The 10405-nt window shown below is 62.0% G+C and carries 9 protein-coding genes; 7 read left to right on the top strand and 2 right to left on the bottom strand.

The window, feature by feature from the left end; all coding sequences use genetic code 11:
* Window positions 1-312: 312 nt before the first annotated feature.
* Both VG320_RS10470 and VG320_RS10475 read right to left on the bottom strand, forming a co-directional pair.
* Window positions 313-1107 (bottom strand): SDR family NAD(P)-dependent oxidoreductase, encoded by a 795-nt coding sequence (locus VG320_RS10470; RefSeq protein WP_327200038.1) that lies wholly within the window; start codon window positions 1105-1107, stop codon window positions 313-315.
* On the bottom strand, window positions 1104-2000 hold the full coding sequence (locus tag VG320_RS10475; RefSeq protein WP_327200039.1) for an alpha/beta fold hydrolase: 897 nt from the start codon (window positions 1998-2000) through the stop codon (window positions 1104-1106). Before VG320_RS10475 ends, VG320_RS10470 begins: the two co-directional genes overlap by 4 nt.
* Before the next feature lie 162 nt (window positions 2001-2162).
* Between VG320_RS10475 and VG320_RS10480 the strand changes: the two genes are divergently transcribed.
* The 7 genes from VG320_RS10480 (at window position 2163) to VG320_RS10510 (ending at window position 9924) form a co-directional block, all read left to right on the top strand.
* Window positions 2163-2957 carry an SDR family oxidoreductase gene (locus VG320_RS10480; RefSeq protein WP_327200040.1) on the top strand — a complete coding sequence of 265 codons (795 nt, stop codon included), beginning with the start codon at window positions 2163-2165 and terminating at the stop codon, window positions 2955-2957.
* A 160-nt stretch (window positions 2958-3117) separates the two neighbouring features.
* The gene (locus VG320_RS10485) at window positions 3118-4680 is read left to right on the top strand and encodes a DUF1302 domain-containing protein (protein ID WP_327200041.1); all 1563 of its coding nucleotides are present in this window, start codon (window positions 3118-3120) and stop codon (window positions 4678-4680) included.
* Window positions 4681-4714: 34 nt separating this feature from the next.
* Window positions 4715-6094, top strand: a complete 1380-nt coding sequence (locus VG320_RS10490; protein ID WP_327200042.1) for a DUF1329 domain-containing protein — start codon at window positions 4715-4717, stop codon at window positions 6092-6094.
* 74 nt (window positions 6095-6168) lie between these two features.
* Window positions 6169-6951, top strand: coding sequence for a fumarylacetoacetate hydrolase family protein (locus VG320_RS10495; RefSeq protein ID WP_327200044.1), 783 nt, complete (start codon window positions 6169-6171; stop codon window positions 6949-6951).
* Window positions 6952-7012: 61 nt separating this feature from the next.
* Entirely contained in the window at window positions 7013-7897 is an 885-nt protein-coding gene (locus VG320_RS10500; RefSeq protein WP_327200045.1) for an acetaldehyde dehydrogenase (acetylating), read from the top strand.
* 23 nt (window positions 7898-7920) lie between these two features.
* Entirely contained in the window at window positions 7921-8976 is a 1056-nt protein-coding gene (gene dmpG, locus VG320_RS10505) for a 4-hydroxy-2-oxovalerate aldolase (protein ID WP_327200046.1), read from the top strand.
* Window positions 8977-9066: 90 nt separating this feature from the next.
* Complete coding sequence (locus tag VG320_RS10510; protein ID WP_327200047.1) at window positions 9067-9924, top strand: tyrosine-protein phosphatase; 858 nt, start codon at window positions 9067-9069, stop codon at window positions 9922-9924.
* Window positions 9925-10405: the final 481 nt, after the last annotated feature.

Below are 10405 nucleotides of genomic sequence, written 5' to 3' on the forward strand. Positions count from 1 at the left end.
TGGGGCATAACCGCGAACCCTCGCAAAGCGCGGGGGGTTCCCCTTGCAGACCCAACCGCTGCGCGCGAAGCGAGCAGCGGGATGAATGAGTCCTTTGTCACTTCGTCTTATGGCGAGAGGTGTGATCAATGCCCAGTCACCACTCCGCTCAAAGGTTAGTGGTGGACGGCGTCACACTGGCGGTGTGAGCGGCTTTCTTTGCCTACTTTCTTTGCCGTCGCAAAGAAAGTAGGTGCCGCCCCGCACAGGGGCAACACTAATAGACCGACACGACAACAAGGAAATGCCAACCCCACCGCAAAACCAGCGCAGTTAGCGCGCCGTATACCCCCCATCAATCACCAATTCAGCCCCAGTAACATACCTCCCCGCCGACGAAACCAGAAAAAGAATCCCAGCCGCAATATCCTGCGGATCGCCAATCTTGCCCAGAGGCACCATCTGCTTCATCTGCCCGAAGATCGCCTCAGGATCGCCGAGTTTCTGAAACGCCTCCTCCAGCAACGGCGTACGAATAAACCCAGGATGGACGGAATTAGCCCGAATATTCTGCGCGGCATAAAGCATGGCATCGGTTTTAGCCATCAAGCGCACCGCGCCCTTCGACGCATGATAGGCCGGCACATCCGGCCCACCCACGATCCCATACATCGACGACACATTAACGACCGACCCGCCACCGGCCTGCTGCATAGCCGGAATCGCATACTTGGTGCAAAGAAACACACCCGTGACATTCACATCCATCACCTGCCGCCACTGCTCGAGCGACATCTGATGCGTCGGCAAATTCGCGCCTTCGATACCGGCGTTATTCACCAGCACATCAAGCCCACCAAACCGCGCAACGATCTCGCCGAAAACACGCTGCACCTCAGCCTCCTGAGTCACATCGAGCTTCCAGAAATAAGCCTTGCCACCGGCCGCGACAATCTCCGCCGCCAGTTCCTCGCCTTGCGGCGACACATCCAGCACCGCCACGGCAGCGCCCGCCGATGCCAGAGTGCGCGCCGTCTGTGCGCCAATCCCGCGCGCCGCGCCCGTAATCGCAGCGACCTTGCCGCTCAGATCGAAGAGTTGTTGCGTAAGTGCCTGCAGGTTGCTCATGCTGTCTCCTTGTCGTTGTGCTTCTCGTCGTGATTCGTGCCTTCGCCAGCTTGCAAGCCAGCCAGAAAATCAAGGCACTCACGATTGAAATAGTCGCGATGTTCCACCATCACCCAATGCCCGCAGCGATTCATCAGCACGAATCGCGCGTCCTCGCAGTGTTCAAGAAATTGCATCGCGCCGCTCACCGGATTGAAGCGGTCATTGGTGCCCCAGAAACCCAGCACCGGGCAACGCAATTCCACCAGCCGATCCGTAAGGTTCGGCACGCGCATGGTCGCCAGCACTTCGGGCGGCTGCGTCTCGCACACTTTCAGGCGCTCTTCCACCAGCGCGTCGGTTACCAGTGACCGGTCGTGCACCAGCAGTTCCAGCAGATATCGCATCGTCTGCCGGTTCATCTGACGATTGGTGAACAGCGACACCATCTTCTGGATGCCTTCCATGCGGAAGTAAGTCTCGCGCTCCTCCACGCCGCCTGGCGCCATCATGATGAGCGCCGCCACGTCGTCGGGGTAATCGAGCGCGTATTTCAGCGCAATCGCTCCGCCCAACGAATTGCCGAGCAGCGTGGCGCGGCCCACGCCCAGCGCGCTCAACTGCGCGCGCAGCGCGGCCACGAAGTAATCGAGCGTGTATTGAACATCCGCCGGTTTCGACGATGCGCCGTAGCCGGGCAGATCCACCACGATAACGCGGTAACCGGCCGCCGCGAACTGCGGATAGTTATGGCGAAAATTGCTGATGCCACTCGCGCCCGGCCCGCTGCCGTGAATGAACACGACCGGCGCGCCGCTGCCGGCTTCGAAATGATGCAGTTTCAGGCCGCCGGGGGCATCAGTGAAAGCGCCGATGGCGCTATCCGGCAATGCACTGTTCTGGGTTGCTGTCATGCGCGCTTGTCTCCTGATCTTTTTGTTCCTTGGCGTGGCGAAACCGCCCTGCCAACGATGATCAAGGGCGCGAGCATGCGCCGCATCGTCTTTTCAGACTAAGAAGCCACCCGGGCTTTTCTCTACCATCGGCCTCGATCTTTCTAACTACGGAGACAGGCCATGACAGCCTTCGATTTCAGCGGCAAGACCGTGCTGGTGACGGGCGGCACGCGCGGTATCGGCGCGGCCATCGCACAGGCGTTCCGCCTCGCGGGCGCAACGGTATACGTATGCGGACGAAGCATTCCCAACGCCGCGCCTGATGATGTGCAAGCGTTGGCGCCAATACGTTCCGTCGCCGCCGACGTGCGCGACATCGACGCTATCGATGCACTCATTGCCCGCATCAAAGCCGAAACCGGGCGCCTGGACGTGGTCGTGAGCAACGCGGGCGGCGCACCCTTCGCACTCGCGGCACAAGCCTCGCCGCGCTTCACGGAGTCCGTGATCCGCCTGAACCTGATCGCGCCGCTCTGGCTCGCGCAGCGCGCCAACGCCGTGATGCAGCGCCAGGACGAAGGCGGCGTGCTGCTGTTCGTGGGCAGCGTGAGCGGTCTGCGGCCCTCGCCCGGCACAGCCGCCTATGGCGCGGCGAAGGCCGGCGTGCTCAGCGCCGTGCGCTCGCTCGCCGTGGAATGGGCGCCCAAGGTGCGCGTCGCCGCCGTCAGCCCGAGCCTTGTGCAAACGGAAGCGGCCACGGCGGATCACATCAGCGAAGAAGGCGTGAAAGCCGCTGCTGCTACCGTGCCCGCCGGGCGTCTTGCCACGCCCGACGATGTCGCGCATGCGTGTCTCTTTCTGGCTTCGCCTTACGCGTCATATGCAGCGGGATCGAATCTCGTGCTCGAAGGCGGCGGCGAAGTGCCGGCATTTCTCGCCGCGACTTCGTCGGGGAAGGTCTTCGAGCGTGCATAAGCACAGATCGATCACGACATCGACGCGCAAACACTGAGGGGAACCAGGTAGTCCGTTTTGACGATTCTCGCTCCACGCGTGCCCCCTAACCTCTGAACACCCGACGTCATCACACCGCAGCGCCACAACAAAACCACAACGGAGCCTCAGAGGAGACGCAATGAGAATCGACACACCGCGTGCTTTACGACCGATCACCGCCGCCTGCCGGCTTGCCCTTGCGGCGGCGTGCGTCAGCGCCGCGGCTCCGGCCTGGGCGGGCGACACGATCGCGTTCGGCGCGGACACCACGCTCGACTACAACTTCACGGTCGGCTATGGACTGGGCATGCGCACGCGTGCGCCCAGCGGCAATCTGCTGGCCCCGGCCAACATCAACGGCGACGACGGCGACCGCAACTTCAAGTCCGGCAAGCTGATGCAGAACCAGGCCAATATCCTGGGCGAAGTCAACCTCAAGCACGACGACTGGGGCGTTTTCGTGCGGGCCGATGCCTTCTACGATCAGGTCTATCACCGCCCGAACTACAACAACGCGCCCGACACCGTCAATCATTCGGGCGTCTACAACCAGTTCACCGGCGACACCAGCTATTGGGCCGGCGCACGCCCGCAATTGCTTGCGGCCTACGCGTACAACACCTTTCACATCGGCAAAACCAACCTCAACGTGAAGGTGGGCGACCAGGTGGTGGCTTGGGGCGAAAGCGTGTTCTTCCCGAATATCGCCGGTGCGCAGGGCCCTGCCGACGCCAGCAAATCCTATGTGGCCGGCGCCGAAGTCAAAGACATCCTGCTGCCAGTACCGCAGATTTCGGCGCAATGGCAGCTTGCGAATAACTTCAGCGTGCTCGGCTATTGGCAATTTGCCTTCGAGCACAACGATCTCACTGCACCGGGCAGCTATTTCAGCTATTCGGATATTACGGGGCCGGGAGCGCAATTCCTGATCGGGCCGGGCGGCACGCTGATTCCGCGCGGCGCCGACATCAAGCCGAACAACAACGATCAATGGGGTATCGGCGCGCGCTGGCGCGTGTTTGGCGATACGGAGATCGGCGCGTATTACCTGCATTACAACGACATGAATCCGAGTGTCGTTTTTAGCTACTACCCGACTCTCCAATATCAACAAAAGTATTTCGATCACATCAAGCTCACCGGGCTGAGCTTTTCGACCGAAGCCGCAGGCGTGAACTTCGCGGGCGAAACCTCATATCGTCAAGGCGCAGCCGTGCTCGTGAATGCGCCCACCGGCGCCACCGCCACGCGCGGCGATGTGTGGCAATCGAATCTCTCGGCGATCTATTCGATCGGACCGACCTTCCTCGCCGCCTCGCAAACGCTGGTCGCGGAAGTCTCTTATGTGCACACCGGCAACGTCACGCCGGTCAACGGCTCGTCCACGCTCGCCAACACGCGCAACGCGGCAGCGTATGAAGTGGCCTGGACGCTCAGCTACAAGAACGTGTTCAACGGCTGGGACATGGATGTGCCGCTCACCTACTCCGATGATTTCACCGGCACGTCGGCACTTTCGGGCGCGCTCGGCTCGCTCACCGGTGTGGGCGACCATCGCGTGACGGTTGGCGTCGATTTCACGCGCCTGTCGAATCTGAAGCTCTCGCTCGTCTATGCGAAGTTCCTGGGCACGCCAAACCCGTCGCTGCGTCCGCTCGCGGATCGCGATTACGTACTCGCTACCGCTACGTACTCCTTCTGAATACCGCTCAATTTTCACTGCAAGAGGAATGGTCATGAGCAGAACCTTTCATCACGCCATGCAAGTCTGCGCGCTCGCGGCAGGCGTCGCGCTCGCCGCGGGCTCGTTCGCGAAGACAAGCGCCGCCGATCTCGCGAAACTCGACAGCACGCTCACGCCCATGGGCGCGGAGCGCGCCGGCAACGCGGACGGCAGCATCCCCGCGTGGACCGGCAAATACGTAGGCGCACCGGCTGGCGTCAATTACAAAGCGGGTGAGCGTTATCCCGATCCCTACGCGAGCGACAAGCCGCTCTTCACGATCACGGCTCAAAACGTGCAGCAATACGCAGCGCGTCTGACCGACGGCGAAAAGGCGCTCTTCAAGAAGTACCCGGATACCTTCAAGATCACGGTGTATCCGAGCCATCGCGACTTCGCGTATCCGGACGCCGTCTACAAGGCGATCCACGCCTACGCGCCCAACACGGTGATGACGAAGGACCAGAACGGCCTGAAGGACTTCCCGCCCGTCACGCCGTTCCCGGTGCCGAAGACCGGTGTGGAGGCGATGTGGGATCTGCGGTTTGCCTCGATGATCGAATCCGAGAACGCCACCTATGACCAGGCGGTGGTGTACCCGGACGGCAATATCGCATGGGGCAAGGTGCAGTATTCGATTTACGGCCCGCGTGCGACCGTGCCCTTCCAGGCCGATAACAAGCTCAACGGCCGCAGTTTCTTCCGCCAGACCACGGTGCTGCCGCTCTCCGATCGAGGCACGATTATTACGGGCTACGAAATGTGGGATCAGGAAGGCTCGGATACGCGCCGTACCTGGTCGTACAACCCCGGCACGCGCCGCGTGCGCCAGTCGCCGGAATTTGGCTTCGACCAGCCCGAAGGCCCGGGCGGCTTTCGCACCGTGGACGACGACCGCCTCTTCAACGGTTCGGGCGAACGGTACGACTGGAAGATCGCCGGCAAGCGTGAAATCTACGTGCCGTACGACAACTACCGCATGATGGACCCGTCGATCAAATACACCGCGCTACTCACCAAGGGCCACGAGGACATGCAGACGATGCGCTTCGAACTGCATCGCGTCTGGGTGCTCGAAGCGACGCTCAAGCCGGGCTATCGCCATCAGTACGCCAAGCGCGTGCTCTATCTCGACGAAGACACCTGGAATGCTGTGGCCGCCGACAACTACGACGCACGCGGCACGCTCTGGCGCACCAATTTCGCGCCCACGCTCTATGCGTTCGACGCGAAGACGTTCTATTCGACCTCGGTGTTCTATCACGACCTGATCTCGGGCGCGTACTACGCGGACCGCCTGACCAATCAGGAGCCGATGCCGATCCTCACGCCCACCACGCAGACCAACGAGGCGTACTACTCGCCCGACGCGATTCGCGGCGACGGCGTCTAAGGCCCGCTGCCCTTTCTGCGCCCGCCTGCGATTGCGCGAGCGGGCGCGTTCCTCATTCATCCGGTTCCTTTGCCATGACTTCAGCCCAACTCGCCGCGCTGGGCGACGCGCTTTACGCCGCCTGGCGCGAGCGCGCGCCTATCTCGCCGCTCACCGCGCGCCTTGCCGCGCTGCCGCTCGCCGACGCCTACCGCATCCAGCAGCACTACATCGCGCGCCGCGTGGCGGCAGGCGAAGCCGTGGTGGGCAAGAAGATCGGCGTGACAAGCCAGGCCGTGCAGGACATGCTCGACGTGCGCCAGCCCGACTTCGGCATGCTGCTCTCCGGCATGCATCACGAAAGCGGCGCAGCCATTCGCGCCGATACGCTGATCCAGCCGCGCGCCGAAGGCGAAATCGCCTTCTATCTGCGCCGCGACCTGCGCGGCCCCGGCGTCGATCGTACCGAAGTGCTGGAGGCGACCGAAGCCGTGGGCGCGTGCTTCGAGATCGTCGATTCGCGCATCCGCGACTGGGCCATCCGCATCGGCGACACCGTGGCCGACAACGCCTCGAGTGGCGTCTACGTGCTCGGCCCCGAGCGCGTCGCCCCGCATGCTGTCGATCTGGCGGCGTGCCGCATGCGCATCGAGAAAAACGGCGTGAACGCGGGCGAAGGCATAGGCGCCGCCGCACTGGGCCACCCCGCCGACGCCGTGGCGTGGCTCGCCAATACGCTCGGCGAACTGGGCATGCCGCTGCTCGCGGGCGAAGTCGTGCTGTCGGGCGCACTCGCCGCGCTGATACCCGTCACGGCGGGCGACCGCCTGTCGATGCGTATCGAAGGCATTGGCGGCTGCGAAGTGAGTTTCGTCTGATTTCTCTGCATTTAATCAGTTATCCAGATGATTTGAGTATCGTCTCAACAAGGACATCCCCATGAGCAAGATTCCATGCGCGCTGATCGGTCCCGGCAATATCGGCACCGATCTGCTCTACAAGCTGCGCCGCAGCGCCGTGCTGGACCCCGTCTGGATGGTCGGCGTCGATCCGTCCTCGGAAGGACTCGCGCGCGCCCAGGCGCTGGGCCTCAAGACCACCTCCGAAGGCATCGACGGCCTGCTGCCCCATCTCGAAGCGGACGGCATCCGTATCGCCTTTGACGCCACCTCGGCCTACGTGCACCGCGAGCACTCCGACAAACTCACGGCGCGCGGCGTGCGCGTGATCGACCTCACGCCCGCCGCGATCGGCCCGTTCTGCGTGCCGCCCGTGAACCTGGGCGAACATCTGGCCGACACGCTCAACGTCAACATGGTCACCTGCGGCGGCCAGGCGACGATCCCCATCGTGCATGCGGTCGCACGCGTGCAACCGGTCGCGTATGGCGAAATCGTCGCGACCGTCTCGTCGCGCTCGGTCGGCCCGGGCACGCGCAAGAACATCGACGAATTCACGCGCACGACCTCGCGCGCGATTGAAAGCGTGGGCGGCGCGCAGCGCGGCAAGGCGATCATCGTCATCAACCCCGCCGAACCGCCGCTCATCATGCGCGACACGATCCATTGCCTGACCGTCGACGAACCGGACGTCGAAGCCATCACCGCATCGGTACAAAAGATGGTCGAAGAAGTGCAGCGCTACGTGCCGGGCTACACGCTCAAGAACGGCCCGGTGTTCGACGGCAAGCGCGTGTCCGTATTTATGGAAGTCGCGGGCCTGGGCGATTATCTGCCGCGCTACGCGGGCAATCTCGACATCATGACGGCCGCTGCCGCGCGCACAGGCGAAGTGTTCGCCGAACAGATGCTGGCCGCAGTCTAAAAACGCACATTGAGGGAATCACGATGGAAAACATCACTGCGCACCCGCTCGCCGGCCGGCGCATCACCGTGCACGACATGACGCTGCGCGACGGCATGCACCCCAAGCGCCACCAGATCTCGCTCGAACAGATGCGCGGCATCGCGCGCGGACTCGACGCCGCGGGCGTGCCGCTTATCGAAGTCACGCACGGCGACGGCCTGGGTGGCGCTTCGGTGAACTACGGCTTTCCCGCGCATAGCGACGAAGCCTACCTGGAAGCCGTAATCGGCGAACTGAAACAGGCGAAGGTTTCGGCGCTGCTGCTGCCTGGCATCGGTACCGTCGATCATCTGCGCATGGCGCACGGCCTGGGCGTGAATACGATCCGCGTGGCGACGCATTGCACCGAAGCCGATGTTTCCGGCCAGCACATAGGCCTTGCGCGCGAACTGGGCATGGATACCGTGGGCTTCCTGATGATGGCGCACATGGCCCCGCCTGCCCTGCTCGTGGAGCAGGCGAAACTGATGGAATCGTACGGAGCGAACTGCATCTACATCACCGATTCGGCGGGCTATATGCTGCCCGACGACGTAAGCGCGCGTCTCGTGCCGGTTCGCGAAGCATTGCGTCCGGAGACGGAATTGGGCTTTCACGGCCACCACAATCTGGCGATGGGCATTGCCAACTCGCTCGCAGCGATTGCGGCGGGCGCAAACCGGATCGACGCTGCCGCTGCGGGACTGGGCGCTGGCGCGGGCAACACGCCGATGGAAGTGTTCGTGGCCGTGTGCCAACGCATGGGGATCGAAACGGGCGTGGATGTGTTCGCGATTTCCGACGTGGCAGAAGACCTCGTACTGCCGATCATGGACGCGCCAATCCGCATCGACCGCGATGCCTTGACGCTCGGATACGCGGGTGTCTATTCGTCGTTCCTGCTGTTTGCCAAACGCGCGCAAGCGAAATACGGAGTTCCGGCGCGCGACATTCTTGTCGAAATGGGCCGCCAGCGGCTGGTGGGCGGCCAGGAAGACATGATCGAGGATACGGCGATGACGCTCGCGCGCGAGCGCGGCTTGAGCGCTGCGGCCTGATTTCTGGCCTGATTTATCGTCTATTCAATCGCACGCGCGCTGTCGCAGGATGGCGCGCGTTTTTGTCTTTTCTTTTTGATTATCGAATCGATGAAACGAACTTTGTTTGCGTTGAGGGTGATTAGTGTGTCGATATTTGTTGGACTTGCTGGAGGTAGCGCTCACGCGCAGGAGGCTGGGCGTTCTTCGGACGCTGACCACGTTATTGCCATGCAGCACGTTCAGAATCTGCGGGATCTGGGTGGCCTTGTTGGCGCCGGTGGGATGATCGTCGCGCCGCACAGGCTTTATCGCAGTGGTAATCCTGCGCTTGGCACGCCTGCCGATTTTGCACAGCTTGAGGCGCTGCATCTCGATGCTGTGGTGGATTTTCGTGCTGCAAGTGAAAAGACGCCAGCTGAAGCGGTGTTTGGTGAGCGATTTCCGTGGAGGGCTGATCCGGTTCTGGCGGGTGACCTATCGCCAGCGGCTATCGTGCCTATGCTAAAGCACTCTACGCCTGCGCAGATGCATGATTTCATGGTGGGGCTTTATCGACAGTTTCCTGTGGATTATCAGCCGCAATTTGCGCGATTCCTGAAGCTTGCAGAGGACGATCAGACTTTGCTTTATCACTGTACGGCTGGGAAGGATCGTACTGGCTTTGCTACCGTGCTGCTGCTTTCCGCGTTGGGCGTCGATCGCGCTACTGTCATCGCGAATTATCTGGAATCTAATCGGGTCAACGCGGGGTATAACGCGCGGGCGCTGGAGCAGTTGCGGAAGATTGGGGTGGTAGGTGATGTCGCGCAGCCGTTGCTGGATGTCGATGCTGATTATATTGGTGCGGCGATGGAGGTAATTGATACGCGATATGGCGGTATGCAGCGGTATTTGCGCGATGTTCTGCATGTGGATGTTGCGAAGATACGGAGGAATTATCTTGTCGCTGCGGGAAGTAATGCTTGATTTCGCGTTTCCTTGTGGTCGTGTCGGTCTATTAGCGTCGCCCCTGTGCGGGGCGGCACCTACTTTCTTTGCGGCGGCAAAGAAAGTAGGCAAAGAAAGCCGCTCAAACCGCCAGTGTGACGCCGTCCACCACTTGCCCAGTAGCGGAGTGGTGACTGGGCATTGATCACACCTCTCGCCATAAGACGAAGTGACAAAGGACTCATTCATCCCGCTGCTCGCTTCGCGCGCAGCGGTTGGGTATGCAAGGGAAACCCACCGTGCTTGCGCGGGTTTGTGGTTATGCCCCACGGGGCGCGTAGCGGCCCCGGATGTGCGGGCGTCACCACTCCGTTAGTGCGCGCGTGATGCGAGCAAGACCAGTCACCACTCCGCTAATGGGCAAGTGGTGGACGGCGTCACACTGGCGGTGTGAGCGGCTTTCTTTTGGTTACTTTTCTTTGCCGCGGCAAAGAAAAGTAACTGCCGCCCCGCACAGGGG

The sequence above is a fragment of the Paraburkholderia sp. genome (assembly GCF_035948235.1).
Taxonomy (GTDB): Bacteria; Pseudomonadota; Gammaproteobacteria; order Burkholderiales; family Burkholderiaceae; genus Paraburkholderia.

Excerpts from the sequence above, each read along its gene's own strand:
- VG320_RS10470 (WP_327200038.1), bottom strand. The coding sequence starts at position 1,107 with ATGAGCAACCTGCAGGCACTTACGCAACAACTCTTCGATCTGAGCGGC.
- VG320_RS10475 (WP_327200039.1), bottom strand. The coding sequence starts at position 2,000 with ATGACAGCAACCCAGAACAGTGCATTGCCGGATAGCGCCATCGGCGCT.
- VG320_RS10480 (WP_327200040.1), top strand. The coding sequence starts at position 2,163 with ATGACAGCCTTCGATTTCAGCGGCAAGACCGTGCTGGTGACGGGCGGC.
- VG320_RS10485 (WP_327200041.1), top strand. The coding sequence starts at position 3,118 with ATGAGAATCGACACACCGCGTGCTTTACGACCGATCACCGCCGCCTGC.
- VG320_RS10490 (WP_327200042.1), top strand. The coding sequence starts at position 4,715 with ATGAGCAGAACCTTTCATCACGCCATGCAAGTCTGCGCGCTCGCGGCA.
- VG320_RS10495 (WP_327200044.1), top strand. The coding sequence starts at position 6,169 with ATGACTTCAGCCCAACTCGCCGCGCTGGGCGACGCGCTTTACGCCGCC.
- VG320_RS10500 (WP_327200045.1), top strand. The coding sequence starts at position 7,013 with ATGAGCAAGATTCCATGCGCGCTGATCGGTCCCGGCAATATCGGCACC.
- dmpG (WP_327200046.1), top strand. The coding sequence starts at position 7,921 with ATGGAAAACATCACTGCGCACCCGCTCGCCGGCCGGCGCATCACCGTG.
- VG320_RS10510 (WP_327200047.1), top strand. The coding sequence starts at position 9,067 with ATGAAACGAACTTTGTTTGCGTTGAGGGTGATTAGTGTGTCGATATTT.